Source organism: Thermodesulfobacterium geofontis OPF15 (assembly GCF_000215975.1).
GTDB classification, from domain to species: Bacteria; Desulfobacterota; Thermodesulfobacteria; order Thermodesulfobacteriales; family Thermodesulfobacteriaceae; genus Thermodesulfobacterium; species Thermodesulfobacterium geofontis.
In genome coordinates this window covers 655,256-680,205 of the sequence record NC_015682.1, presented here as the reverse complement: position 1 = coordinate 680,205, position 24,950 = coordinate 655,256, and the positions used below count along the sequence as shown (strand labels likewise).

Genomic DNA, 24,950 nt, shown 5'->3' with positions numbered 1-24,950 from the left:
AAAGATGGGAAAGTTACTCTGGAAAAGATTAATTGGGCTTTTAGTAATAGTTATTTTTTCTTTTACTATATTCACAGGTTGTATGCCTGAAACAGGAGAAAAGACTAAAGAAGGAGCAGCAATTGGTGCAGTTGCTGGAGCTGCTCTTGGTGCTCTTATAGATAAAAATAATCGCTGGAGAGGAGTAGTAGTAGGAGCTGCTGTAGGAACCTTAATCGGCGGAACAGCTGGCTATATTATGGATAAAGCAGCCAAAGAAGCAGCTACCACAAAAAAACCAGTTACTTACGAAAGTGAAGATAGAATTCAAAAAGTTTATGCTAAACCTGTAAAATCTCAAGGAAATTGCGAATGGGTTACAGTTCAATATTACGAATATGGAAAGCTTGTTAAGGAAGAAAAAAGATTGGTTTGCCCAAATTAAAAATTTAATTAAGTTTTTCTAAAGCTTTTTTAATTTCAGAAATTGCTTTTTTGAGATTTTCTTCTGAATTTGCAAAAGAGATTCTGACAAATTCATCATCTCCAAAGGCAGAACCAGGAACTACTGCAACCTTAGCTGAATCAAGTAGATACTCTGAAAAACTGATAGAATCTTTTATTTCTTTACCTTCTGGAGTTTTTTTGTTATAATAAGCTGATACCTTGGCAAATAAATAAAAAGCCCCTTGAGGAGGTATAAATTCAATTCCAGGTATTTCTCTTAAAATTTGAGATAAAAGTTGAGCTCTTTGAGCAAAAATTTTGCACATTCTTTCTACTTCATCTTGAGGAGAAGTGAGAGCAATTTCTGCTGCTTTTTGAGCAAAACTTGTAGCATGGGAAGTGCTTTGCCCTTGAATATTTGAACAAACTTTAATTATCTCTTTAGGACCTATTAACCAACCTATCCTCCAACCAGTCATAGCATAAGTTTTAGATACTCCATTTACCATAAAAACTCTGTCTCTTAGCTCAGGAGCAATAGAAAGGATATTTTGGGGAGGTTTAAAATCAAATCTCAATTTATCATAAATGTCATCACTTAAAATCCAAAGATCATATTTTTTAGCAAGTTCTGCAATTCCTCTCAAAAATTCTTCTGAATAAATTAGCCCAGTTGGATTAGAAGGACTATTTATTATAATCCCTACAGTTTTTGAAGTGATATTTTTTTCTATTTCTGAAATATCTGGTTCAAAATTTTTTTCTATTGAGGAAGATATTATTTTAGGAATCCCTTCAGCAATTTCCACCATAGCAGGATAGGAAACCCAATAAGGAGAAAGAATTAAAACTTCATCTCCTTTATTCACTACTGCTAATAAAAAATTAAATATGGCTTGTTTTGCCCCTGTAGTTACAAGAACTTCTTCAGGAGTATAGTTAAATCCATAATCTATTTTAAGTCTCTCACAAATAGCCTTTCTTAAACTTAAAAGTCCAGGAGTTGCTACATATTTAGTCATCCCATCATCAAGAGCTTTTTTAGCAGCAGATTTTATATACTCAGGAGTATCAAAATCTGGCTCTCCTGCAGAAAGATTAATTACTTCAATTCCTGCTTCTTTAAGTGCTTTTGCCTTAGCATCAACTGCAAGTGTAGCAGAAGGTTTAAGATTTTTTACTCTTTCTGCTAATTTAATCATTTTTAAACTCCTATTTTTTTATTTTTCCTATACCTTCTCCTTTAAATTCAACTATTATTTTAACATTTTCGTTTACAGGTAAAGGAGATGAAATTTTTAAACACCTTTCTATTGCTTTATTAAAATCTGGATTTTCAGATTTTTTTATAAATTGGTAATGCAGTATTTTCCCTTCTGAAGATATTTCCATTTCTACTATCGCACTTAAATCCCTTTGACCTCTTAAATAAATGGGCACTTCAAAGTTATTTTGTAATTTCCTTTTTACTAAAAGAAGATATTCAAGCCCTAAAGTTTTGCTACCAGAAGGAGTGCCAACCGAGGAAGTACCAGGAGGGGTATTTTGAAAAGTTCCCCTTTTTTGAAAGGCTATCATTTTTTCTTCAAGTTCTTTAATTTCCTTTTCAGAAAGATTATAATCTGATTCAGAATTTCTCTTAGATATCCTACCTTTAATACTTGCTAATCTTTCCTTTAAAATCTTTTCTTCAAAAATTTTATTTTCCTTAGAGATTTCCTTATGAGGAATTGCTTTATAAGGAGTTGCAATTGGAGTTGCAATTTTTTCTTTTTGCATTTCCTCTTTTTTTGGAAAACTTTCAAATTCTCCAAGACTTTCCACAGATGAGAAAACTTTTATTTTTATTTTTTCTTCCTTAGACATTTTAAGATTAAGAGCTGAAAAAAATAATAACAAAAAGAAAATATTAATCAGAATGGATAAAAAGTAAGAAAAGACATCATATTTAGTAAACATAAATTTAACTTTCAGGTTGGGTTAGTAACCCCAATTCTTCAATACCAGCTTTTTTAAGTTCAGAAAGAACCTTAGCTACAATTCCATAGGGACAATTTTTATCTGCTTCAATTTGAATCTCTTTTATCAAGTTATTCCTTTTTGCTTCAGCAATCCAAAGGACTAAACTATTTAAGGTTATTTCTTCTCCGTAGAGTTTTATTTTCCCTTCCTTAGTAATAGTGATTTTTAAAGGCTGTTCCTCTTTTTGAGTAATTGGTGTATCTTTGGTTTTGGGAAGTTCCACCTCAATACCTGAAGTTAAAAGAGGAGCAGTAATCATAAAAATAATAAGAATAACAAGAACTATATCTACAAGGGGAATAATATTAATTTCTCCTTGCAGATCTTTACCTATTTTCATAATTTAATTTTACCAATTAAGATTTTCTTCAGTTAATATTTTGTCTCTTATAAAAATTAAGCCCTTTTCCAAAAGTTCTTCATCAGGTAAGTCTGCAAACTCCTTTGGGAATCCTTTAATTTCCTCTTCTTTTATACTTTTTCTAAATTCTGGAAGATTATAGGCTATCAAAAATATCATATCAAGCATATCTCCGGTTAAAGGAGTATCAGCAAATTTTTGTCTTTTTATTACTATTTCTCCCCAAAGATCGTTAAAATATAAATAAGGTTCTAATTCTTGTTCCTTAAGATAATCTTTTATTTTAATAGGTCGATCTTCATAGTGCCCTTTACAGTGAGTTTCTCTTATTATTTTAAATACTTCTTCTTTTTCTCCCTTTTCATTTTTTACTAAATATCTGGCAAGTGGGTAGAGCCGACAAGAAGCTGGTCTATCTTTATAAATTTTACATCCCTCTTTTTCATCTAAAAAAGGGCAAGCGAAAGAAATTGGATCCATGTTTATAGAAATAACAGGAAGTTGAGTTACTTCTCCAAGATAAAATTCTCCATAAGTTTCAATAAATTCTTCTACTCCAAGAGAAAGGGCTTTTCTTAATCTTAAAAATTCATAAGGAGAAAGAACAAGTTTAACATCATAGCAACATTTATTAAAACAAACAATTCCTTTATAACAATGAAATTTAATTTCGTCTTCTAAACTGTATTCCTTAGGATCAAAAACATAGGGTTCCATTATTTTTTAGCTTCTACAAGTTTAAATCTATCTTTTAATTTTTCTAATACCTTAGGAAGTGTAGTATATTCCATTTCTTCAGGAGGTAATCTATGAGGTTCAAAAATTCCTTGTCTTCTAAGTATATCAGCCATAACATTACATTGTCGCCGAGCTTCATCAAAAGCAGGATCATCAAATAAATCAGAAGGCCCAATAAGATATCCATCAGTTATTTGATAACCAGCAGCAATAACACGAGGTGGACCATCAAAACGGGTAGGTTTTGCGTTTTTGAAAGAAACAGGCATAAGAGGACCTGTGTGAGAACCTCTCATCCATCCCTCAACCAACCAAGGACGAGCAAAGGGTTCTAAAATCTCTCCCACTGCTGGGAAACCTGCCTGAGCTCTTACTATAAGCACTGGATCGTCTTTTCCTACATATCTTCCTGCCATAAGAGAAAGTCTTTGGGTTGAAGCAGAAGCTGCAATCTCTCCATCTGATTTTCTATATACTGCTCTTACTACATATCTACTTGTTGCTCCAATAAAAACTAATAGATCGTAAAGTTCTTCAGGTGCCTTAAGCATAATACCCATTCCTGTATACACATCCATAACATCAAAAATAAACCCATCATGCATAGAGGGATCTATTACAAGCCCAGCTGTATTCATAGGATCAGCAAATATTTCATATAAAGGTAAATTCCAAGCACTTGGAGCTGTTTTATCAGCAAAAAATATAACTACTGGTTCACTTTTTCTCTCAACAAATTCCATTTCCGCAACCCCTGGACCCATACCTTTAATGTTACCAGAAAAAGCATCTGCTAAAAGATCCTGCCCTGCTCCATACATTTTTAGCTTTTTAGCAACCTCTGTTCCCTCTTTAAAAGCATTCCAAGCAAGTTCATGCACCTCTGAGGAATCTACTCCCTTTGTATGAGTCATTACTAAGGCAATATCATCTCCACAAACAAGAATAGATACATCTCTAATAATCCCTTTGTCCTTACCATCTTCAGCTACTTCCTTTACTTTTTCAATTACATCTTTATGAACCGAAGAATGTCCTACGAAACCTCCTATATCTGCCTTTATAACAGACAAAGTAAGCTTCATAAACACCTCCTTTACAACTTTCAAATTTTGCCGAAAATTATTATTACAGCTTAAATTAAATAAGATTATAGCACACTCATATAAAAATGTAAACTAAAATAAAGATGGAAAAAGAAGAAAAACTTGCAGTTGCATTAAAGTATAATCCTGAAAAAGAAGCTCCTAAGGTCGTTGCAAAAGGAGAAGGATATCTGGCTGAGCTAATTTTAAAAATTGCCAAAAATCATAATATCCCTATAAAAAAGGATTCTAAATTAGTAAAAGAACTTTATAAATTAGAAATAAACAAGCCAATCCCACCAGAACTTTATAAGGCTGTAGCTATAGTATTAGCTTGGGCCTATAATTTAAATCAAAAATTAAAAGAAAAAATTCTTAAGAAATTTTCTCCTTAAATCTTGTCATTTTTAAAAAACTGTTTATAAAACATTAAAATGTTTTTTACGGAGGAGGTTTAGATGTTTAAAATACCAGAAGATAGGCTTTATTCAGAAAGTCATCTTTGGATAAAGAAAAAAAAGAAAAAGATAGTAAGAATCGGGCTTACAGATTATTTTAAATTAAAAAATTCAGAAATAATAGACATAGATTTACCTGAAGAGGAAGAAATCTTTGAAAAAGACGAAATTTTTGGAAGTATTGAGACTGTAGAAGAGGTTTTTGATCTAATTATGCCTGTTTCTGGGAAAATTGTAGCAGTAAATGAAAAGGTTTTAGATGATATAGACATTTTAAATGAAGACCCTTATACAGAAGGGTGGCTTATTGATGCAGAACTTCTTAACCCATCTGAACTTGAAGAGCTTCTTCCTCCCGAAGATTATGAAATTAAATTTTTGGAAATGGTAGAAGAATTGCCAGAAGAAAAAGTAGTTGAAGAAGAGGAAGAATGATTGCTTTAGTTTTTCCTGGTCAAGGTTCACAATATATAGGAATGGGGAAGGAATTTTTTGATAAATTTGAATTTATTAAAAATCTCTTTGATAAAGGGGAAGAAATAACAAACCTCCCTTTAAAACGTCTTTGTTTTGAAGGACCCTTTGAAGAATTAACTCAAACGGTAAATCTTCAGGTTTCACTTACTATAACTAATATTGCCTGTTATGAAGTTTTAAAGCTTGAATTAGAGAAAAAAGATATACCTGTTTCTTTTGTTGCAGGACATAGCTTAGGAGAATATAGCGCCCTTTATGCATCTAAAGTTCTTTCTTTAGAAGATGTTTTATTGGCTGTTAAAGAACGAGGAAAATTAATGGATTTGGAAGGAAAAAAAAGTTCTTCAGCTATGTACGCTATTATAGATTTCCCTCTAAATAAACTTGAAAAATTGGTAGAATCTAAAGAAGATACAGTAGTTATTTCTAATTATAACTCACCAAAGCAATTTGTAATAAGTGGAAAAGTCCCTGCTGTGGATGAAATAGCAGAAAAAGCTAAAAATTTAGGAGCAAAAAAAGTAATAAAATTAAAAGTAAGTGCTGGATTTCATAGCCCTTTGATGAAAGAAGCTGAAGTTGCTTTTAGTAAAATACTAAATTCTCTTAATTGGAACGATCCGCAAATTCCTTTTGTAAGTAATATAACTGGTAAAGAAGAAAGATCAGGAGAAACTATTAAAGAATTAATGAAAAAGCAAATCACTTCTCCTGTGCGCTGGATTGATTGTGTAGAATATATGTATAATAAGGGAGTTAAAATTTTTGTAGAAGTAGGTCCTAAAAAAGTACTTTCTGGTCTCATCTCTCAAATTTTAGAAGGAAAAGATTTTAAATGTTATAATGTAGAAAATTTTGAAACCTTAGAAAATTTTCTTAAGAATTTTTAAAGGGGGAGGAAATTTTTAAAATAAAGATTCTTGAGGAGCGTTGCAAATCTTGCGGTCTTTGTATACATTTCTGTCCTAAAAAAGTCTTAGATTTTTCTTCTAAAAGAAATTTTCAAGGTTATAGAGTAGTCTATGCTAAATATCCTGAAAGATGTAATATGTGTGGAATATGTTATCTTATGTGTCCTGATGTGGTTTTTGTAGAAGAGGGGCAAGAATGAAAGTTAAAAAAATCTTAGCCAAAGGAGTTGAAGCTATAGCTCTTGGTGCTTTAGAAGCAGATTGTAAATGTTATTTTGGATATCCTATAACACCCCAAAATGAAATCCCTGAAATTATGGCAAGAGAGCTTCCTAAAAGAGGAGGTGTTTTTTTGCAGGCAGAAAGTGAAATTGCTGCTATAAATATGCTACTTGGTGCCTGTGCTACTGGAACAAGAGCAATGACAAGCTCCTCAAGCCCTGGTATATCTCTTATGTGCGAAACTTTTTCTTATATAGCTGCTCAAGAACTGCCTGCAGTAATTGTCAATGTGATGAGAGGGGGACCAGGTCTTGGTGGTATAGAAGCCTCACAAGGAGATTATTTTCAAGCAGTAAAAGGCTCAGGACATGGAGATTTTCATTTTTTAGTTTTAGCACCTTATAATGCTCAAGAAGCTTATGAATTAACTGCTAAAGCCTTTGAATTGGCAGAAAAATATAGAAATCCTGTAATGATCCTTTCTGATGCTGTTTTAGGACAAATGAAAGAACCAGTAGTTTTAAAAAAATTAAAAATAAAAAAGTATCCAAATGAAACCTGGGCATTAACTGGAGCTAAAAATAGACCAAGTAGAATTATAAGGAGTCTCTTTTTAAGCTCACAAGAGTTAAAAGAGAGAAATTTAAATTTAATGAAAAAATATAAAAAAATGGAAAAAGATGTGCTCTATGAAGCAAAAATTGAAGAAGAAGACCAAGTAATAGTAGTGGCTTTTGGTTCTATGGCAAGAATAGCAAAAGAAACTTGTATTAATTTAAAAAAGAAGGGATATCCTGTAGGTTTTTTTAGACCTATTACCCTTTTTCCTTTTCCTTCAAAGGCTATTAAAGCTCTCTTAAAAAATGAAAAAAAACCCAAAAAATTTATTGTAGCTGAACTTAACTGTGGACAAATGGTAGAGGATGTAAAACTATCAGTGGATGGGAAAGCTGAAGTAATTTCACTTTTCTTTCCACCAAGTGTTATACCTTTTCCTGAAGAATTAGAAAAGAGGATTAAAAAATGTATAAAGCCTTCAAGTTCCCAAAAAGTTTAAAAAAGAACCTTTTTCATTATTGCCCTGGCTGTCACCATAGTATAGCGCATAGACTATTATGTGAAGTTATAGATGAATTAAATATACAGGAAAAGAGTGTAGGTATTGCTTCTATAGGATGTGCTTGTTTTTTATATTTTTATATAGATGTGGATATTTTAGAGGCTCCTCATGGAAGAGCATGTGCAGTTGCAACAGGAATAAAAAGGGCGAAACCAGAACTTATAGTATTTACTTATCAAGGAGACGGAGATTTTGCAGCTATTGGATTTAATGAAAGTTTTCATTCAGCTTTAAGAGGAGAAAAAATTACTGCTATAATGATAAATAACACAGTTTATGGTATGACAGGAGGACAACTTTCTCCTACCACACTGCCTGGACAAAAAACTACCACTACACCAGAAGGAAGAGATCCAAATCTTTATGGATATCCTCCTAAATTAGCCGAAATTTTTGCAAACTTAGAAGGGGTTGCCTTTTCTGGAAGATTTGCTGTAAACACCCCTAAGAGGGTTTTGGAGACTAAAAAAGCTTTTAAAAAAGCTTTCCTTGCACAGATTTATGGTCTTGGTTTTGGATATATAGAAATCCTTTCTTCATGCCCTGTAAATTGGAAAATGGATCCTGTAACTGCTAATAAAGAAGTTGATAAACTTGCTAAATATTTCCCTCTTGGAACCTTTAAAGATGAAGTAGAAAAATTTCTAAAAGGAGAGGAGTCTTGAGAATAGATCTTATAATTTCTGGATTCGGAGGACAGGGAGTTCTTTTTGCAGGAAATCTTATTGCCCTTGCTGCTATGAGAGAAGGTTATGAAGTAACTTATCTCCCTGTTTACGGACCAGAAATGAGAGGAGGAACTTGTAATTGTACAGTAATTATTTCTAAAAATGAAATCGCCTCTCCTCTTGTATATTCACCCTCCTTTTTAATTATTATGAATTATCCTTCTTTTTTAAAATTTATACCCAAGCTTAAAAAAGGAGGAAAAGCAATCATTAATTCTGATTTGGTAAAACCAGAAGAAATTAAGGATTTAGAAAATTTAAAAAAAATTTATGATTTTTATTTTGTACCGGTAACTTCACTTGCCGAAAGTCTTAATACACCACTTTTAGCAAATCTTTGTGCTGTAGGAGCTTTTTACGAAATTACTAAAATATTTAGCAAAAATACATTTATATCAGCCTTAAAGGAAATTTTAAAAAATACTAAAGCACAATTTTTTGAACCAAATTTAAAGGCTTTTGAATTAGGAGCAAAATATATTAAAGAAAATTATAAATGAAAGCTGTTATTCAAAGGGTTAAGAAAGCTTCTATATTAGTAGAATCTAAAATAATTTCTGAAATAGGATATGGACTTTTGGTACTCATATGTGTAGAAAAAGAAGATGACGAAAAAGTACTTGACTGGATAGCTAAAAAAATAGTTAATTTAAGAATTTTTCCAGATGAAAATGGAAAATTTAATTTAAGTGTAAAAGACATTAAGGGTGAAATCCTTTTAGTTTCCAATTTCACTGTATGTGGGTTGCTTAAAAAAGGCACTCGCCCCACCTTTCACCTTGCAAGTGAACCTGAAAAAGCAGAAAAGTTATTAAAAATCCTTTATGAAAAAATAAAAAATAAAGGGATTTCAGTAAAAGAGGGGGTTTTTGGAGCTTATATGGAAGTTCATTTAATAAATGATGGGCCTGTTACTCTTTACTTAGAATATCCTTACAAAAATGAAAAAAATTAATTCTTGTGAAAACCTTCTTACTATTGCCTTTTCTCCTCATCGTATAGAAACTCTTCCTTTTGCTCAAAAACTTATGCAGGAACACGATTTTATTATTCTTGAAGAACCAAAAAATCCTTTATTTTATGATTTTTTAGAGAATAAGGTTTCTTTAGAAGAATATTTAAAGAGTTCAGATTTTTGGTTTCCTGAATTTGTAAAAGAGACTCTACTTTTAATGAAAAGTCTTTATAACCAAGGTAAAGTTATTTTACAGGTAGAACCTTATTTGGAAATAGTAAGCAAATTACAAAATGTAGGAGAAAAAGAAGGGAATCTTGAAAATCTATTAGAAGATCCGGAAATTAAAGAAGTTTATCTAAGAGAAAATAAAGCTGTGGGAAAACTTATTGAGTTTTACGAAGCTTCCGTAGGTGATGATTTCTCAAAGATTATTTCTACAGTAAAGGATTTTTCTAAAGCTGATGCAGAGAGATTTCGCTTAAGAGATTATCTAAGGGCTAAAGCTATATTAAAGATTTTACCTCCAAAAGGAAAAATCTATATAGAATCTGGGACTATTCATATTTATTTCAAAAAATTATTGCACATTTATTTAAAGGGAACCTGGAAAATTTCCCACAAATTTTTATTAGAAGATTTTTTAAAACCTAAGTTTAATAAACCTTGGATTTTTCCTCCGGGAGAGCTTCTTACTTTAAGATATATTTTAAAAAGAAAGGAAAATCCCCAGATAGAAGATCTTTTAGCAGCAAGGTCTCTTATTTATATTAAAATCATTCCCAAAGAAGAAATTATTCCTACACCAGAGGACCCATTTCCTCATGCTACAAGAGAAATCTCAGCTATAAATATGGTAAATAAACTTTCCTTTGAGGATTGTAAAATTCTTTATAAATCTTTATTTTTTATAAAAAATTATTTAGAGGCTGAAGAAATAGTCAGAACCTATATTTTTCGGAAATTTAAGCTTTAAAAAGTTTTTTATGTAAGAATTCCCCTAATTTATATCCTAAAAAGGCTCCTCCTATTACATCTGAAGGAAAATGAGCAAATACTAATACTCTTTGAAGGGCAACTAAAATTGCTAATCCATAAAAAAAGCCTTTCCCTTTAGGATACTCTGAAGAAAGAATTTTACTTATAAAAAAAAGAAAAAACACATGCCCCGAAGGAAATGAGGCATAATTATATGTTAAATTGGGACCAACAAACGATAAAGCATCATATGTAATTTTTGGTCTTGCTCTACCAATCAAAAATTTTATTTGAGAAAAGATACCCGCAATTATCATACTCAAAATCAAACTTTTACCTAATTTTTTATTTTTAAAAAAATAAAGATATAAACTAAACACAATAAGTAAAAATAAAAAAATTTTATGAAAAGTTTCAACTATTTTGCTAAAGATTTCCTTAAAAACTTCAAATTCCTTATAATAAAACATTGTTTCTTTTAAAATCAAAACTATTTTTTTGTCTGAATAGAAGAAAAATATGCTTAAAATAAAAATAGCCAAAATCCAGTCTTTATATTTTATCAGCTTTTTCATAATGAGTTCAAATATTAACACTAATTTTCACGGTAGCAAGTTCTCTCGCAGAGAAACACTTTTCATATTCCCATTTGTAATTAAAATTTATAAATGAGGGGATTTTTATGTTTTTAAAACTTATAGAAAAATTTTCTTTAAAATGGAGTTTAATTCTTCTTCTTTTATCCCTCAATTTTATTTTAATGTTAACTCTTTATATCTTCTATACACAAACTGAAAAAAGACTTATAAAAGAAATTGAACGTAATACTGCAGAACTTACTAAGGCAATCCAAATTGGAGTTGCAGAAGTTACAGGAAATAATCCATATAAACTAATAAATTATCTAAATACCCTGAAAACAAAGGGAGTAAAAGAAATTTCTATAATAAGTAATACTCAGCAAATTATTGCAAGCACTAATCCCCAAAAGATAGGAGAAAAGATAACTCATAAAAAGAAAGAATTAATTATTAAAGCAGAACTTGGAGAACCAGTATCTGAAGAAGAAGATGCTTATAGTGTAATAGTTCCCATAACTGCTCAAAATATTCAATATGGGTATATTTATTTAAAAATAAACAAGGAAAATTTTTCAGAAATTTTAAAAACTAATGCTCTAAAAAGGATGGTTGTAACCTTTATTATCTTTTTATTAGGTATTATCTTTATTTACGTTATTTCTATAAAATATACTAAGCCCATAGAAACCTTAAGTGAGATAGCTATAAGGATTGCTAAAGGAGATTTGGATTGCGAAGTAAATATTAATAGAAAAGATGAAATAGGAAAAATAGCAGAAAGTTTTAACTTTATGATCCAGAAACTTAGAGAAAATAAAATGTTCCAAGAAAGATTAAGGGAAGCTGAACATCTCATAACTTTTGGACAACTTAGTAAGACAATTGCTCATGAAATAAGAAATCCTCTTAATTTTATAAATTTAAGTATAGACTATTTATTAGATAAATTAAAAAACGAAAATCTAAACAAAGATTATTTAAACCTTTTACAAAATATGAAACAGGAAATATATAGAATTAATAATTTAATTACAGAATATTTAGAATATACAAAACCTTTAAAACTAAACAAAAAACCGGTTAATATTTTAGAAATAATAAATGATGTAATCTCGTTAATTGAGATATCAGCTCAACAAAAAGGTGTAAGTATTATTACCAATTACAATATTGATAATAATTTGGTTCTAAATTTGGATACAGACTTAATAAAAAGTTGTCTTTTAAATATAATTACAAATGCTTTACAAGCAATGGAAAATTCTTTAGTAAAAAATTTATTTATTGAAACTCAGTTAGAAAATAATAATTTATTAATTAAAATCAAAGACACAGGGGAGGGGGTGCCTGAGGAAATTAAAGAAAAAATTTTTGAACCCTTTTTCTCTACTAAAAAGGGAGGACTTGGAATTGGACTACCTTTAGCAAAAAAAATAATTGAAGAACACAAAGGAAAAATAGAATTTTTAAGTAAATTAGGACAAGGTAGTGAAGTTAAAATTTATCTACCACTTCAATTATGACTTCTATTTTAGTAATAGAAGACGAGCATTTACAGAAAGAACTTTTATCAACAATACTTAAAGAAGCAGGTTATAATGTCTTTTCTGCAAGTTCTTTAGAAGAGGCAAGAAAAATAATTTCTCAATATCATCCAGAGATTATTCTCACTGATTTAAAATTACAAAATGAAGATGGAATGGATATTTTAAATGACCTTCCAGAAGAACCCTTTAAACCTGCTGTAATAATAATTACTGCCTTTGGAAGTATTCCTTCAGCAGTTGAAGCGATAAAGAAAGGAGCTTTTGATTACTTAACGAAACCGATTAATAAAGAGGTCCTTCTTTTAACTATTAAAAGAGCAGAAGAAAAAATTAATCTTGTAAAAGAGGTTTATCGTCTTAAAAGTGAACTTTATGAGAAATTTAAAATAGATGGTGTAGTTGGGAAATCAAAAAAAATGCTTCAAGTTATTGAAATAGTAAAGAAGGTTGCTCCAACTAATGCAACAGTGCTTATATGTGGAGAAAGTGGAACTGGGAAGGAGCTTATAGCAAGGGCGATTCATCATAATTCTCCAAGAAAGGACAATCCCTTTATTGCAATAAATTGTGCAGCTATTCCCGAAACCCTTATAGAATCTGAACTTTTTGGATATGAACCTGGAGCTTTCACTGGAGCAAATACAAGAAAAATAGGTCTTATAGAAGCAGCAAATAAAGGAACCCTTTTTCTTGACGAAGTTGCTGAACTTCCATTAATTACCCAATCAAAATTACTTAGAGTACTTCAAGAAAAAGAAATAAGAAGAATTGGTGGCAAAGAAACTATAAAAGTAGATGTAAGAATAATCGCAGCTACAAATAAAAATCTTCTTGAAGAGGTTCAAAAAAAGAAATTTAGAGAAGATCTATATTATAGATTAAAGGTTGTAACTATAGAAATACCTCCTCTTAGAGAAAGAAAAGAAGATATACCTGAACTTGTAAAATATTTTATAGAAAAGTATTCAAAAGAATTCGGAAAAGAAATTAAAGGCATTGAAGAAAAAGCAATGCAAGCTTTACTTAATTATCATTGGCCTGGAAATATAAGAGAATTAGAATCAGTTATTGAAAAGGCAATTATTATTTGCGAAGGCGATAAAATCAAATTCAAAGATATTGCAGATGAATTAAAACTTTCTAATCCTAAAAGTATATTTGAAATTGAAATACCTGAAGAAGGAATAGATTATAAAGAGTTAGAAAAAGAATTACTTAAAAAGGCATTAATTAAATCTAATTTTGTTATTGCAAGAGCTGCCAAGATTTTAAATATGAGTTATAAAACCTTTTGGTATAGATTAAAAAAATATGGACTTCTAAAAAATTTACCCAAATGGGAAAATTTTCCCAAATGAGAAAATCATTAATAAATCATATCTTAAAAAATCTACTTTTTAATCTGGCATAAAATTTGATTTTTAAAATTAAAAAACTAATTAATAAGGGGGGTGGTAATATGAAAAAGCTTTTAGTAACCTTAACAGCTTTAGGAGTTGTTTTAACAACCTCACCTATTTTTGCTCAAACTCCTGCAGAAAAAGGAGCTCAACAGCCTCCAGCTAAGGAAAAGGTAGTTAAAAAAGAGGTAAAAAAAGAAGAAATTAAAAGTGTTACTGGTGAGGTAGTAGCTGTTGATACAGCTGATAAAACTTTAACTATAAAATGTGAAAAAGAAAAAAAGGAAATCAAAATTAGTGCAACTGAAAAGCAATTAAAAGGAATTAATAAGGGAGATACGGTCGAAGTAAAATATGTAGAAAAAGAGGGTAAACTTGTAGCAGAAAGTATTAAAAAAGTTAAAAAATAATCAATTTTAAATTTTTTAAAAAATTTTTAGATATTGTGGAGGGTTTAAATCCTTTAACTTTTTATTTTTTTCTCAAATAATTAAAGTTAAAATCTCAAACAATTTTCACTTGAAAGATAATTAAAATAAAGCTATAATGAAACAAATCAAAAATTCCCTTTGAGGAGGGTAAAATGAAAATTTATAAAGATGAAGATGCTGATCTTTCCATTTTAAAAGACAAGGTAATTGCAGTTTTGGGATATGGAAGCCAAGGACATGCCCATGCTTTAAATTTAAGAGATTCTGGATTAAATGTAATAGTGGGGGTAAGAAAAGGCGGAAAAAGTTATGAAAAAGCTAAAGCGCACGGTTTTGAACCTTTATCTGTTAGTGAAGCCTGTGAAAAAGGAGATTTAATAATGATACTTTTACCTGATCAAACTCAACCTCAAGTTTATAAAGAAGAAATTGAACCAGTTTTAAAACCTGGTAAAATGCTTCTTTTTGCTCATGGATTTAACATTCATTATAACCAGATTATTCCTCCTAAGGATGTTGATGTAGCTATGGTTGCTCCAAAAGGCCCAGGACATCTTGTAAGAAGAGAATTTGAAAAAGGTGCTGGAGTACCTTGTTTATTAGCCATACATCAAGATGCAACTGGCAATGCCTTTGCTAAAGCACTTGCCTATGCTAAAGGAATTGGGGGAACCCGTGCAGGAGTAATTGAAACTACTTTTAAAGAAGAAACAGAAACAGATCTTTTTGGAGAACAGGTAGTTCTTTGTGGAGGAGTTTCTGCACTTATAAAAGCTGGATTTGAAACATTGGTAGAAGCTGGTTATCAGCCAGAAGTAGCTTATTTTGAATGTTTACATGAATTGAAATTGATAGTAGATCTCATATACGAAGGTGGACTTTCTTTTATGAGATACTCTATAAGTGATACTGCTGAATATGGTGATCTTACAAGGGGACCAAGAATTATTAATGAACAGGTAAGAGCTGAAATGAAAAAAATTCTCAAAGAAATTCAAAGTGGAGAATTTGCAAGAGAATGGATTTTAGAAAATCAAGCAGGAAGACCAGTTTTGAATGCTTTGAGAAAAAAAGAAAGAGAACACCTCATTGAAGAAGTGGGAAAAAGATTAAGAGCAATGATGCCCTGGATTAAAAAACCAGAAGAATTTTAGTGCATCTCTTTTAAAACTTTATATATTGCAGAAATAGTTTTTTCTATTTCTTTTTCTCCATGGGAAAGAGAAACAAACCAAGCTTCAAACTGAGAAGGAGGAAGATAAATACCTTCTTCAAGCATTTTTTGCCAAAAAATAGCAAATTTTTCTGTATCTGAAGTTAAAGCACTCTGAAAATCCTTTACTTCTTTTTTTGTAAAAAACAAGGTAAGCATTGAACCTGCTCTATTAATTTGATAGGGAAGCTTTAACTCTTTTAATACCTCCCTTATTCCTTTTTCTAATTTTTCAGAGATATATTCAAGTCTTTCATAAGTTCCAGGTTTTAGAAGTTCTTTAAGGGTTGCAATTCCAGCAGCAACAGCAATAGGATTTCCAGATAAAGTTCCAGCTTGATATACAGGTCCTTCTGGTGAAACAAGATTCATTATCTCTTCTTTACCTCCATAAGCTCCCACTGGAAGCCCACCTCCAATTATTTTACCTAAACAAGTAAGATCTGGATTTATTCCATATTTTCCTTGTGCTCCTGAAGGTCCTATTCTAAAACCTGTAATTACTTCATCAAAAATAAGAAGAGCTTTGTATTTTTGAGTAATCTCTCTTAAAAACTCAAGAAATCCATTCTCAGGTAATACTACCCCCATATTTCCTGGAATAGGTTCTACTATTACTGCTGCAATTTCTTTTCCATACTCTAAAAAAGCCTTTTCTACTGCTGAAAAATCATTAAATGGTAAATTTAGGGTATGAGAAGTTAGCTCTTCAGGAACTCCTGGGGTTGCAGGAATTCCAAAAGTTGCAAGCCCTGAACCAGCTTTAACTAATAAAGAATCTACATGCCCATGATAGCAACCTTCAAATTTAATAATTTTTTTTCTTCCTGTATAAGCTCTTGCAAGTCTTATAGCACTCATAGTAGCTTCTGTGCCTGAATTTACAAGACGAATTTTTTCAATTGAGGGAATAGAATTTTTAATAAGTTCTGCTAACTCAACTTCTTGCCAAGTAGGAGCACCAAAGCTTGTACCTTTTTTGGAAGCAAAATATATGCTACCTATAACCTCAGGATGAGCATGTCCTAATATCAGAGGACCCCAAGAACATACATAATCAATATATCTATTACCATCTACATCTATTAAATAGGCTCCCTCTCCTCTTTCAAAAAAAATAGGATCAGCTTTAACAGCCTTACAAGCTCTAACCGGACTATTAACCCCTCCAGGAATACTTTTTAATGCCCTTTTAAAATATTCTTTAGACTTTATTCTCATCCCCTAAACCTCCTCTACAAGTTTTTTAAAATACTCTATTTTACAAAGCTTTTCAAAAATTATACTAAGATTAACAGCTGTTTCTAAATCCTTCTCCCATACTACAAGACCATGATTACTAAGAATAAGCACCTTAGAATTAATACTTTCTTCTGAAACCTTATCCCACAATTCAAAAGAACCCGGAGGAAGAGGTGGTATTATTTTAATTTTTTCTTTAAAAAAATATTGTGCTTCAAAAAGAGAAAAGTTTTTGAATGTAAATCCTAAAAGATTAAGCACTAAAAGGTATGTTGGATGAGAATGTACAATAGCATGAGCAGATGAATTTTTACGATAAATTTCTAAATGCATACCCCATTCAGAAGAAGGAATACCTTTTAAAAATTCCCCCTCCCAATTTACAAAGGCAATTTCTTTTGGTTTAAGATTTTCCTTTATTTTACCAGAGGGAGTAATCCAAAATCCTTCTTTATCTCTTATAGAAATATTACCCTCCGAACCAACAATTAACCCCATTTTGGAAAGATAATTAGCAAAATAACAAAGACTTTCTAACTTTTTCATTTTAAACCTTTATACTTTTAATAAGCTCTATATTTTCTTTGCTCCAATTTACAGTTCTTTTAAGACCTTCTTCTATGCTAATTTCTGGTTCCCAATTTAGAAGTTTTTTAGCTTTACTAATATCTGCCCAAGTAACTTTCACATCAGCTTTGTGAAAATTTAAATACTCTCTTTTTGCTTTTTTACCTATAAGTCTTTCTAAAATTTCAATTATTTGGTTTATAGAAATAGGATTTTTTCCTCCTCCCAAGTTAATAATTTCATATCCCAGAGGTTTTAAAGAGGCAATAGTTCCTCTTGCAATATCATCTATATAGGTAAAATCTCTTGCCTGGGTTCCATCTCCAAAAATTTTAATTGGCTTTTCTTCATAAATCCATTTAATAAACCTAAAAATACTCATATCTGGTCTTCCTGCTGGTCCATAAACTGTAAAATATCTAACTACTGAAATATCCAGTCCATAAAGATGATGATAAGTGTAAGAAAGAAGTTCAGCTCCTTTTTTGGTAGCTGCATAAGGAGAAAGTGGGGTATCTACTTTTAGATCTTCGTGAAAAGGTGGGGATTGCCCTGCATAAATTGAAGAAGTTGAAGCAAGTACCAGTTTTTTTACTCCAAAATCTTTCATAAGTTCAAGAAGATTTAATGTTCCTGTAATATTAGAATCAACATAAACCCATGGATTTTCAAGACTTGCCCTTACCCCTGCTCTTGCTGCTAAATGAATAACAGCTGAAATAGAATAAGTTTCAAAAATAGTCTTCAATGCTTGAAAATTGGTTATATCAATTTGATAAAATTTAAAATTTTCAGATTTTTTAAGTTCATTTAGTCTCCAATATTTAAGAGTAACATCATAGGCATCATTAAGGTTATCAACTCCTAAAACCGCCTTACCCTCTTTTAATAAAAACTCTCCTACCCTCCATCCTATAAATCCAGCTACTCCTGTAACAAGATAATATCCCATTTTTTTTACCTCATCAAATTAAAATAAGGTATTAAATATTTTCTATTTATGTAATTTGAAAGTTCAAAACCAAATATTGCTTCATCTTCCATGGTTTGCTGAATTTTCACCAGTCTTTCATGCCCTAAAAATTTAGAAAGTTTATCACAAAAAAAGTTTCTACAAAAAAGCGGAGTAAAAATTAGACTGCATCCTTTTTCTCCTAAAAATAAACAATCTTCCGGTCTTTCTAAATTAAACTCTATAGAAATCCCTATTTTTTCGGCTAACAAAAGATTTATAAAAAATTCCTCTTTATGAAGCTTCCATTCTAAACCAGCTTGACAACATTTTTCTCCAGATTTCGCACATTTAGCACAAAAATCAAAAGAACCGGTTTCTGTAAAAACTCTTTTTGAATTATTAATAGCCTTTAAAAGTTTAGAAAGTTTTTCCCCAATAAATTTGTCTTCTTTTAGCTTTTCCCTAAAAAAACTTTCATAAAGTCCTTTTAATTTTGTAAAGTATTCAATGCTTCCGTTACTCATAGAAATTTTCATTATATTTTAAGCTTTTACCGCTTACTTCATTTAATATTAACCCTGTTAAAATTTTTGGATAAAAATAGGTACATTTATGGGGCATTAATTTTTTTGCCTGAGCAACCTTTTTTAAAATGACAGGTGAAATAAAAGGAAATACTACTCCCAAAGCTCCTTTCTTAACTTCTTCTATCAACTCATCTTTTTGAGAAATAAATTTTACTTTTCCCTTTTCTTTTAAGTCCTCTTCTTTTATATTAAGGATTTTTTCAAGAATTTGCAAAAAGTTATAAAGGGGTATTTCAGAAAAAAGAGAGTCTTCTTTTTTTATAGCTTCAAAGATTTCTTCTTTTAAAGTAAAAACCTTTATCTCTTTTCCAAAAAGGATAGCCCATTCACAAGAAGCTTTTTCAAAAAAATGATTAAAATTATAATTTTTATCTATTTCTAAGCTTTTTTTTATTTTAGCAAACTGAAAAAACTTTTTTATCACCTCTTCTGAATTTTCAAAATAATAGACTCTATGGGTGGGGAACATAAGCAAATTTTCATCTTCTATAGGGCAGATATAAATAGTTGTGTAATTATAATCTTTATAAGGGTCTCTTCCATAAATATTTTCCATATATTCTCTAAATTTTAAGGCTGTTTCATAACGATGATGCCCATCAGCAATATAAAAATTTCTATTTTTTAAAAATTTTAAAAGCTCTTTTATAAATTCCTTATCAAAAATTTTATATAATCTATGTGTTTCATTTTTTTGTTTTATTTCATAAAGAAGTTCTTTATGTTTCGTATTTACGTTTTTGATAGTTTTAAGCTGAGGGTCTTCATAAAGGGCAAAAATTTGACTAAACTGAAATTGGGTAGCTTTAAGCAATTCAAACCTATCAGTAGTTACCTTGGGATAAGTTTTTTCATGAGGAAGAATTTTCCCCTCCTCAAATGGGCTAAGCTTTACTAAAAGAATAAAGCCTTTTCTTATAAAAGTTTTTTCTTGGTATATAAACTCAAGTTCGTAAAAATAGATAGTAGGGAACTCATCTCTAATAAGAACTTTAGATCTTTTCCAGTTTTCAAGTAATTCTTTTGCTTTATTATAATCTTCCGGAAGTTCTAAATGGAATATATTATAAGGACTTTTTTTCTTAAACTCTTCTATTTCTTTTTCTGAGACAATATCATAAGGTGGAGCTACAACCTCTTCTATTTTTACTTTCTCAGGATTATATCTCCAGGCACAGAAAGGTAAACATTCAGGCATATTTTGATTTTATAAAAATTTTCCCTAAACATACCAAAACTTTGAAAATTAGCAATAATCTAAAGCTAAAAACAAAAGTAAAGGGGCCTTAAAGCCCCTTTACAGAGATTAAAACTTAGATGAGTTTTAAAACATCCTTAACTGACACTACACCTACAACTCTATCATCTTTAACTACAGGAAGATGTCTTATTTTATGATCAATAAATTTTTCTAATGCTTCTTTTAGAGTACTATCAGGCGAAATAGTAATCACATCTTTAATCATAAATTCTTTTACAGGTTTATCTTTATTAGTAATATCACAACAAAGAATGCTCATAAGATCCTTCTCTGAAATAACCCCAACAAGTTTACCTGTATCAGAACTTATAACAGGTAAGAATCCAATGTCTTTTTCACTCATAATTTTAGTTACTTCAATAACCAAAGTATTATCCTTTACTGTAATTGGCGGATTCATAAACTCTTTAACTTTAATGCGCTCAGTAAAGGGTTTTTTAATCCCTGCACTAATAATAGCTACTTCATTAAAAACAAAACGTGGATCAATATATCCTAAAATATTTCCATTTTTATCTACTACTGCTACACCTTTTACTCCTGTTTGTTGAATTAATACAATAGCATCTATAATTCTTGCTGAATCTATTACAGCATCTACATCAATAACTACTTCTTTAAGAGGACTTTTTATAGTATAACCAGCAATTAAAGATTTAAGAAGAGATCTTTCTTCAACAATTCCAAGATATTTCCCATTTTCAGTAACTATCGCAATACGATGACCTTCTTTTTGCATTTCTTTCATAGCTTCTCCAATACTTATATTGCTTGGCAATATAAGTGCTTTGTGAGCAAATTTTTCTGCTGAAAGTTCCTCCCAAATTCTGACTCCCTTTGTTTCCCATCCTTTAAAAAGATAAAGTAATCCCATTATCATAGGAACAATAGTTGACCAAATAATTATTGATAAATATAGGTTATTAGTAAACTTATAAAGAAGAGTAATCATAAATGGTGTTAAACCTCCAAAAACTCCATACCCCATGTTATATGTAAAACCAATTGCTGTAGTTCTAATTTTTGCAGGGAATAACTCAAGTAACATAGCTGACATAGCTCCGCTATAACCTATACCATTCATAAAGGTCCCAGCTGCTGTTAAGATGAAAAGCATGGTATAATCAGGAGGATTCACATAATTTTTTATAAGATAGAAAGTTATAGGAAAAAGAAGAGCATTACCATAAATTCCAAAAAGCAGAATAGGTCTTCTTCCAATTTTATCGGAAATCCAACCAAAAAATAGATAAGTCCAAAGAACAACATAGGTAGCATAGGCAAGAATTTTTCCTGAATCTCCCGGGGTAATTCCAAATTTTTCCATGTAGTATTTAATATAAAGTTGATTTGTATACCATATTGGTCCATGTGCTCCAATTACTCCAATCCAAGCTAATAGAAATAACCATAAATAGTATTTATTGGTAAAAAGTTCTTTAATCGGTGCACTGGTAACTCTTCTTATCTGCTTCAAAGCAGTAAAAACTGGGGTCTCTTTATAAAGAATTTGAATAATAAGAGCAACAATAAAAACTACAAGACCTGCTATGACAAAACACCATCTCCATCCATAAGCTTGAAAAGCTTCAAGACCAAAATAATTCTGAAGGATTGAAGCTAAATTACCAGCTATAGCCATACCAAAAGCAGGTGTTGTAAAAAGAAACCCTGTAATTAATCCTCTTAAATGATCAGGAGTAAATTCTCCAAGATAAGTAATAGCAGCACCATAACCTCCTCCAAGAGCTAACCCTTGAATAATTCTTAAAATAAATATTCCAATAGAAGCAATAACCCCCAAAGTAGCATATCCTGGAAGAATTGCAATCCCAAGTGTTCCAATCATCATCATAGTAATAGCAGTTAAGAAACTTACTTTACGCCCAAACTGATCTCCAATTTTCCCAAACATAAGAGCTCCAAGAGGTCTAAATAAAAAACCAATAGCAAGAGCAGCAAACGCAGCAAGTAAACTCGCTATTGGGTCATGACTGGGGAAGTAAATATTTGCTAAAACCTTAGCAAGAATAGCATAAGTATAAAAATCAAGCCATTCTAATAATGCTCCTGTCCAAGAAACTATGGCAACAGGTAAAACATCTCTAAATTTTGCTTCTTCTTGCTTCATAGGACACCTCCTTTAGTTAATTTCTGTCATTTTTTCCACTGAACCAAATTTTTAAATATTTAGTGATTTTTTTCACATTAATATCAATTATAATTTTTATCAAAGGTTTTCTTCAGTGATCATTTATTTTGAATACTACAATATTTTAAGGATTTAAATACAAAGAGATTTTTTTCACAAATTTATTTAAAATTGGGTTAAAAATAAAAATTAAATATAGGATTTGATTATGCGAAAATATTTGAAAGGCTCGTCTATATTAAACTCTTCTTTAAGAAGCTTTAAAAAAGAAATTTCATTTTTATAGGGTATTGCAGTATAAAAGGAGCCTAAAAATTTAAGTTCTAAATTTTTTGTAGATTTGAGTTCAAAAGAAATTTCTTTAAGAGGATATAGTAAATAATAAGTTTTTCTTATAGGAGGAGAGGGTTTTTCTTTGCCTCTAAATTTAACTTCCTTAAGAATAAGTCCTTCATAAATTTCTATTCCTTTTAGGGATTCTTCAGAGACCTTTTCTCTTAATCCCAATCCTAAGAATTCATTTTTTGCTTCAATACCAACGGGAAGTGCAGGCCCACATACAAACTTAGGTTTTGGATTAAATCCTTGAGTATAAGAAAGAGGTATTTTTTTTCTTCTTAATACAAGCTCTATTAACCTTAATATCTCAAGCTGAGAAAGAAATTTGGAAACCCCTATTTTATCATAATAAATTTCATACCAAAAGGTTTCATCAGGATTTTTAATAATATTGGAAATAGTTACTAATTTTTTTTCTCCCTCCTCTTTTTCACTTAGATAATTTTTAATCTCCCCCTTACAAACTCCGCAATTACTACAAGAACCCCATCTGCAATCTTCTGTATAAATTTCTTGATAAGCTTTTTCTTTCTCCTTTAAAAGAAATTCTTTTTTTATACCCAAATCAATATGTTCCCAAGGAAGTTCTTCCTTTAAATCCCTTTCTCTTAGATAATCTTTAAGCTCTAAACAAAGCTCATAAGCTGTAGTTTCCCACAAAGAAAAATTAAAATACTCTTTCCAAGAATCTAAACGGGCACCTCTTTTAAAAACCTCTTCAAGATAAAAATAAAGTCTCCTATCCCCTCTTGCTATGATACCTTCAAGAAAACTTTGTTCAGGTTGATGAGATTTAAAATTTTTCTTTAATTCACTTTTAAGATATTTTATCTTTTCCAAAGCTTCTTCTATAGTTATTTGCCTTTCCCACTGAAAGGGTGTATGAGGTTTAGGAACAAAAATTGAAGTTGAAATAGTAATCTCAAGCCCTTTAAAAGTCCTTTTCAAATTCTTATAAAATTTTACTATTTCTTCTAAATCTTTTTCTTCTTCAGTAGGAAGCCCTATCATGAAATAAAGCTTTATCTTTTTAAAACCAAATTTAAAAGCAAGTTCTAAATCTTTATACAATTCTTCTATTTCAATTTTTTTATTAATTACTCTTCTTAATCTCTCTGAAGCAGCTTCAATAGCCAAGGTTATGGTTGAGGTTCTACCCTTTTTCAAAAAATTAAGTATCTTAGGATTTAAACTTCCTACTCTAAGAGAGGGAAGAGAAAATACGTATTCTCTCTGAGAATAAGCATAAAATTCTCTTTCCAAAAGATCGATCAGTTTCTCAAGTGAAGAATAATCACCTGCAGAAAGGCTCATTAAAGATGCTTCTCTATAGCCTGTTAGCTCAAAAGCTTTTTTAGCAAAAGAAACAATTTCTTCGGAAGTTTTCTCTCTTACCGGGCGATAATAAAATCCAGCAGAACAAAATCGACAAGCCCTTGTACAACCTCTCGAAATTTCAAGAGAAACTCTATCATGAGAAAGAGGAATAACTGGAATAGAATATAAAAAGGGAATAGAGTTTTTAAAAAGATAAATTCTTCTTTTTACAGAATTTTTAAAAATGGGAACATAGACACCTTCAATATTTTTTAAATTTTCCCATAAAGTTTCTCTATCAAGTTTTTCTTTTTTCCAATTTTCTATTACTTTTAAAATCTCAAGAACAACCTCTTCTCCATCTCCTATTACTATAGCATCAAACAAAGAAGCTATAGGTTCTGGATTTCCGCAACAGGGACCGCCACCTAAAACAACTGGATCTGAAACTTTTCTTTCTTCTGCTTTAAAGGGTATATAAGAAAGTTCAAGAATTTGAAATATTCCTGTTATTAAAAGTTCATAAGCATAACTTAATCCGATCACATCAAATTCTTTTAAAGGTTTTCTATAATTATAACTAAGAAGGGGTATCTTTCTTTTTTTTAGTTCAGCTTCCATATCTGGAGAAACTGCATATACAAGATCACATAAATACTCAGGTATCTCATTAATAATCCCTGCAAGTATGTTTATTCCAAGATGAGATCTTCCTACTTCATAAAGATCAGGATAACCAAGACAAATTTTTAATTTAGTTTTTTCCCAATCTTTATAAGGAAAAAAGGGCTCCTTTCCTAAATATCTTGAAGGCTTTTTTATAGAAAATAAAACTTCTTCTGGATATTCTTTTAACATGATAATTAATTTTAATACA

At 30.5% G+C, this 24,950-nt stretch carries 27 protein-coding genes; 14 read left to right on the top strand and 13 right to left on the bottom strand.

Translation table 11 applies throughout. The annotated features are described in order from the left end of the window. Positions 1-4: 4 nt before the first annotated feature. Positions 5-424 carry a YMGG-like glycine zipper-containing protein gene (locus TOPB45_RS03550; RefSeq protein ID WP_013909484.1) on the top strand — a complete coding sequence of 140 codons (420 nt, stop codon included), beginning with the start codon at positions 5-7 and terminating at the stop codon, positions 422-424. 4 nt (positions 425-428) lie between these two features. Here TOPB45_RS03550 and TOPB45_RS03545 read toward each other — a convergent pair whose 3' ends face one another. From TOPB45_RS03545 to fbp, 5 genes are read right to left on the bottom strand one after another with little or no spacing between them, the layout of a single operon-like run. Next, positions 429-1,628: a pyridoxal phosphate-dependent aminotransferase gene (locus tag TOPB45_RS03545; protein ID WP_013909483.1), complete on the bottom strand. Its 1,200-nt coding sequence runs from the start codon at positions 1,626-1,628 to the stop codon at positions 429-431. 10 nt (positions 1,629-1,638) lie between these two features. Beyond that, positions 1,639-2,385: a TonB C-terminal domain-containing protein gene (locus tag TOPB45_RS03540; protein WP_041430327.1), complete on the bottom strand. Its 747-nt coding sequence runs from the start codon at positions 2,383-2,385 to the stop codon at positions 1,639-1,641. A 4-nt stretch (positions 2,386-2,389) separates the two neighbouring features. Then, positions 2,390-2,788, bottom strand: a complete 399-nt coding sequence (locus TOPB45_RS03535; RefSeq protein WP_013909481.1) for an ExbD/TolR family protein — start codon at positions 2,786-2,788, stop codon at positions 2,390-2,392. 9 nt (positions 2,789-2,797) lie between these two features. Beyond that, positions 2,798-3,526 (bottom strand): YkgJ family cysteine cluster protein, encoded by a 729-nt coding sequence (locus TOPB45_RS03530; RefSeq protein WP_013909480.1) that lies wholly within the window; start codon positions 3,524-3,526, stop codon positions 2,798-2,800. Further along, entirely contained in the window at positions 3,526-4,632 is a 1,107-nt protein-coding gene (gene fbp, locus TOPB45_RS03525; RefSeq protein ID WP_013909479.1) for a fructose-1,6-bisphosphate aldolase/phosphatase, read from the bottom strand. Before fbp ends, TOPB45_RS03530 begins: the two co-directional genes overlap by 1 nt. A 104-nt stretch (positions 4,633-4,736) precedes the next feature. Here fbp and TOPB45_RS03520 point away from each other — a divergent pair, with 104 nt between their 5' ends. From TOPB45_RS03520 to TOPB45_RS03485, 9 genes are all read left to right on the top strand, one after another. After that, on the top strand, positions 4,737-5,027 hold the full coding sequence (locus TOPB45_RS03520; RefSeq protein WP_013909478.1) for an EscU/YscU/HrcU family type III secretion system export apparatus switch protein: 291 nt from the start codon (positions 4,737-4,739) through the stop codon (positions 5,025-5,027). 63 nt (positions 5,028-5,090) lie between these two features. Next, a complete protein-coding gene (locus tag TOPB45_RS03515; protein ID WP_013909477.1) occupies positions 5,091-5,525 on the top strand; it encodes a glycine cleavage system protein H in 435 nt (144 codons plus the stop codon). Beyond that, a complete protein-coding gene (fabD, locus tag TOPB45_RS03510) occupies positions 5,522-6,457 on the top strand; it encodes an ACP S-malonyltransferase (RefSeq protein WP_013909476.1) in 936 nt (311 codons plus the stop codon). Before TOPB45_RS03515 ends, fabD begins: the two co-directional genes overlap by 4 nt. A gap of 11 nt (positions 6,458-6,468) precedes the next feature. Beyond that, the gene (locus TOPB45_RS09230; RefSeq protein WP_013909475.1) at positions 6,469-6,678 is read left to right on the top strand and encodes a 4Fe-4S dicluster domain-containing protein; all 210 of its coding nucleotides are present in this window, start codon (positions 6,469-6,471) and stop codon (positions 6,676-6,678) included. Then, positions 6,675-7,757: a 3-methyl-2-oxobutanoate dehydrogenase subunit VorB gene (vorB, locus tag TOPB45_RS03505; RefSeq protein ID WP_013909474.1), complete on the top strand. Its 1,083-nt coding sequence runs from the start codon at positions 6,675-6,677 to the stop codon at positions 7,755-7,757. The genes TOPB45_RS09230 and vorB overlap by 4 nt, the downstream gene beginning before the upstream one ends. Continuing rightward, complete coding sequence (locus TOPB45_RS03500; protein WP_013909473.1) at positions 7,724-8,485, top strand: thiamine pyrophosphate-dependent enzyme; 762 nt, start codon at positions 7,724-7,726, stop codon at positions 8,483-8,485. The genes vorB and TOPB45_RS03500 overlap by 34 nt, the downstream gene beginning before the upstream one ends. After that, on the top strand, positions 8,482-9,048 hold the full coding sequence (locus tag TOPB45_RS03495) for a 2-oxoacid:acceptor oxidoreductase family protein (RefSeq protein ID WP_013909472.1): 567 nt from the start codon (positions 8,482-8,484) through the stop codon (positions 9,046-9,048). Before TOPB45_RS03500 ends, TOPB45_RS03495 begins: the two co-directional genes overlap by 4 nt. Continuing rightward, positions 9,045-9,503, top strand: a complete 459-nt coding sequence (dtd, locus tag TOPB45_RS03490) for a D-aminoacyl-tRNA deacylase (RefSeq protein ID WP_013909471.1) — start codon at positions 9,045-9,047, stop codon at positions 9,501-9,503. The genes TOPB45_RS03495 and dtd overlap by 4 nt, the downstream gene beginning before the upstream one ends. Continuing rightward, a complete protein-coding gene (locus TOPB45_RS03485) occupies positions 9,490-10,479 on the top strand; it encodes a hypothetical protein (RefSeq protein WP_013909470.1) in 990 nt (329 codons plus the stop codon). Before dtd ends, TOPB45_RS03485 begins: the two co-directional genes overlap by 14 nt. Here TOPB45_RS03485 and TOPB45_RS08540 read toward each other — a convergent pair. Then, the gene (locus TOPB45_RS08540; protein ID WP_013909469.1) at positions 10,469-11,056 is read right to left on the bottom strand and encodes a phosphatase PAP2 family protein; all 588 of its coding nucleotides are present in this window, start codon (positions 11,054-11,056) and stop codon (positions 10,469-10,471) included. The genes TOPB45_RS03485 and TOPB45_RS08540 overlap by 11 nt on opposite strands. Positions 11,057-11,163: 107 nt before the next feature. Here TOPB45_RS08540 and TOPB45_RS03475 point away from each other — a divergent pair, with 107 nt between their 5' ends. The 4 genes from TOPB45_RS03475 (at position 11,164) to ilvC (ending at position 15,594) form a co-directional block, all read left to right on the top strand. Further along, positions 11,164-12,585, top strand: coding sequence for a sensor histidine kinase (locus TOPB45_RS03475; protein ID WP_013909468.1), 1,422 nt, complete (start codon positions 11,164-11,166; stop codon positions 12,583-12,585). Further along, the gene (locus tag TOPB45_RS03470) at positions 12,582-13,967 is read left to right on the top strand and encodes a sigma-54-dependent transcriptional regulator (protein WP_013909467.1); all 1,386 of its coding nucleotides are present in this window, start codon (positions 12,582-12,584) and stop codon (positions 13,965-13,967) included. Before TOPB45_RS03475 ends, TOPB45_RS03470 begins: the two co-directional genes overlap by 4 nt. A gap of 101 nt (positions 13,968-14,068) precedes the next feature. After that, entirely contained in the window at positions 14,069-14,419 is a 351-nt protein-coding gene (locus tag TOPB45_RS03465) for a hypothetical protein (protein WP_013909466.1), read from the top strand. 173 nt (positions 14,420-14,592) lie between these two features. Beyond that, positions 14,593-15,594, top strand: a complete 1,002-nt coding sequence (gene ilvC / locus TOPB45_RS03460) for a ketol-acid reductoisomerase (RefSeq protein ID WP_013909465.1) — start codon at positions 14,593-14,595, stop codon at positions 15,592-15,594. Here the strand turns inward: ilvC and hemL are convergent. From hemL to TOPB45_RS03425, 7 genes are all read right to left on the bottom strand, one after another. Beyond that, positions 15,591-16,874, bottom strand: a complete 1,284-nt coding sequence (gene hemL, locus TOPB45_RS03455) for a glutamate-1-semialdehyde 2,1-aminomutase (RefSeq protein ID WP_013909464.1) — start codon at positions 16,872-16,874, stop codon at positions 15,591-15,593. The two genes, ilvC and hemL, sit on opposite strands and share 4 nt — an antisense overlap. A gap of 3 nt (positions 16,875-16,877) precedes the next feature. Next, complete coding sequence (locus tag TOPB45_RS03450; protein WP_013909463.1) at positions 16,878-17,441, bottom strand: class II aldolase/adducin family protein; 564 nt, start codon at positions 17,439-17,441, stop codon at positions 16,878-16,880. A 1-nt stretch (position 17,442) separates the two neighbouring features. Next, positions 17,443-18,414, bottom strand: coding sequence for a GDP-mannose 4,6-dehydratase (locus tag TOPB45_RS03445; RefSeq protein WP_013909462.1), 972 nt, complete (start codon positions 18,412-18,414; stop codon positions 17,443-17,445). A 5-nt stretch (positions 18,415-18,419) separates the two neighbouring features. Further along, positions 18,420-18,953, bottom strand: a complete 534-nt coding sequence (locus TOPB45_RS03440) for a hypothetical protein (RefSeq protein ID WP_013909461.1) — start codon at positions 18,951-18,953, stop codon at positions 18,420-18,422. Beyond that, on the bottom strand, positions 18,934-20,202 hold the full coding sequence (locus TOPB45_RS03435) for a DUF1015 family protein (RefSeq protein ID WP_013909460.1): 1,269 nt from the start codon (positions 20,200-20,202) through the stop codon (positions 18,934-18,936). The genes TOPB45_RS03440 and TOPB45_RS03435 overlap by 20 nt, the downstream gene beginning before the upstream one ends. 115 nt (positions 20,203-20,317) lie before the next feature. Further along, positions 20,318-22,396: an MFS transporter gene (locus TOPB45_RS03430; RefSeq protein ID WP_013909459.1), complete on the bottom strand. Its 2,079-nt coding sequence runs from the start codon at positions 22,394-22,396 to the stop codon at positions 20,318-20,320. A gap of 210 nt (positions 22,397-22,606) precedes the next feature. Beyond that, the gene (locus tag TOPB45_RS03425) at positions 22,607-24,931 is read right to left on the bottom strand and encodes a TIGR03936 family radical SAM-associated protein (RefSeq protein ID WP_013909458.1); all 2,325 of its coding nucleotides are present in this window, start codon (positions 24,929-24,931) and stop codon (positions 22,607-22,609) included. Positions 24,932-24,950: the final 19 nt, after the last annotated feature.

Bases quoted from the DNA above. Each gene is read 5' to 3' on its own strand.
- dtd (WP_013909471.1), top strand. From the start codon at position 9,045: ATGAAAGCTGTTATTCAAAGGGTTAAGAAAGCTTCTATATTAGTAGAA.
- TOPB45_RS03475 (WP_013909468.1), top strand. From the start codon at position 11,164: ATGTTTTTAAAACTTATAGAAAAATTTTCTTTAAAATGGAGTTTAATT.
- TOPB45_RS03440 (WP_013909461.1), bottom strand. From the start codon at position 18,953: ATGAAAATTTCTATGAGTAACGGAAGCATTGAATACTTTACAAAATTA.
- hemL (WP_013909464.1), bottom strand. From the start codon at position 16,874: ATGAGAATAAAGTCTAAAGAATATTTTAAAAGGGCATTAAAAAGTATT.
- TOPB45_RS03470 (WP_013909467.1), top strand. From the start codon at position 12,582: ATGACTTCTATTTTAGTAATAGAAGACGAGCATTTACAGAAAGAACTT.
- TOPB45_RS03550 (WP_013909484.1), top strand. From the start codon at position 5: ATGGGAAAGTTACTCTGGAAAAGATTAATTGGGCTTTTAGTAATAGTT.
- vorB (WP_013909474.1), top strand. From the start codon at position 6,675: ATGAAAGTTAAAAAAATCTTAGCCAAAGGAGTTGAAGCTATAGCTCTT.
- TOPB45_RS03500 (WP_013909473.1), top strand. From the start codon at position 7,724: ATGTATAAAGCCTTCAAGTTCCCAAAAAGTTTAAAAAAGAACCTTTTT.
- fbp (WP_013909479.1), bottom strand. From the start codon at position 4,632: ATGAAGCTTACTTTGTCTGTTATAAAGGCAGATATAGGAGGTTTCGTA.
- TOPB45_RS08540 (WP_013909469.1), bottom strand. From the start codon at position 11,056: ATGAAAAAGCTGATAAAATATAAAGACTGGATTTTGGCTATTTTTATT.
- TOPB45_RS03535 (WP_013909481.1), bottom strand. From the start codon at position 2,788: ATGAAAATAGGTAAAGATCTGCAAGGAGAAATTAATATTATTCCCCTT.
- TOPB45_RS03485 (WP_013909470.1), top strand. From the start codon at position 9,490: ATGAAAAAAATTAATTCTTGTGAAAACCTTCTTACTATTGCCTTTTCT.
- TOPB45_RS03545 (WP_013909483.1), bottom strand. From the start codon at position 1,628: ATGATTAAATTAGCAGAAAGAGTAAAAAATCTTAAACCTTCTGCTACA.
- TOPB45_RS03520 (WP_013909478.1), top strand. From the start codon at position 4,737: ATGGAAAAAGAAGAAAAACTTGCAGTTGCATTAAAGTATAATCCTGAA.
- TOPB45_RS03540 (WP_041430327.1), bottom strand. From the start codon at position 2,385: ATGTTTACTAAATATGATGTCTTTTCTTACTTTTTATCCATTCTGATT.
- TOPB45_RS03465 (WP_013909466.1), top strand. From the start codon at position 14,069: ATGAAAAAGCTTTTAGTAACCTTAACAGCTTTAGGAGTTGTTTTAACA.
- TOPB45_RS03425 (WP_013909458.1), bottom strand. From the start codon at position 24,931: ATGTTAAAAGAATATCCAGAAGAAGTTTTATTTTCTATAAAAAAGCCT.
- TOPB45_RS03450 (WP_013909463.1), bottom strand. From the start codon at position 17,441: ATGAAAAAGTTAGAAAGTCTTTGTTATTTTGCTAATTATCTTTCCAAA.
- TOPB45_RS03435 (WP_013909460.1), bottom strand. From the start codon at position 20,202: ATGCCTGAATGTTTACCTTTCTGTGCCTGGAGATATAATCCTGAGAAA.
- TOPB45_RS03530 (WP_013909480.1), bottom strand. From the start codon at position 3,526: ATGGAACCCTATGTTTTTGATCCTAAGGAATACAGTTTAGAAGACGAA.
- fabD (WP_013909476.1), top strand. From the start codon at position 5,522: ATGATTGCTTTAGTTTTTCCTGGTCAAGGTTCACAATATATAGGAATG.
- TOPB45_RS03445 (WP_013909462.1), bottom strand. From the start codon at position 18,414: ATGGGATATTATCTTGTTACAGGAGTAGCTGGATTTATAGGATGGAGG.
- TOPB45_RS03430 (WP_013909459.1), bottom strand. From the start codon at position 22,396: ATGAAGCAAGAAGAAGCAAAATTTAGAGATGTTTTACCTGTTGCCATA.
- ilvC (WP_013909465.1), top strand. From the start codon at position 14,593: ATGAAAATTTATAAAGATGAAGATGCTGATCTTTCCATTTTAAAAGAC.
- TOPB45_RS03515 (WP_013909477.1), top strand. From the start codon at position 5,091: ATGTTTAAAATACCAGAAGATAGGCTTTATTCAGAAAGTCATCTTTGG.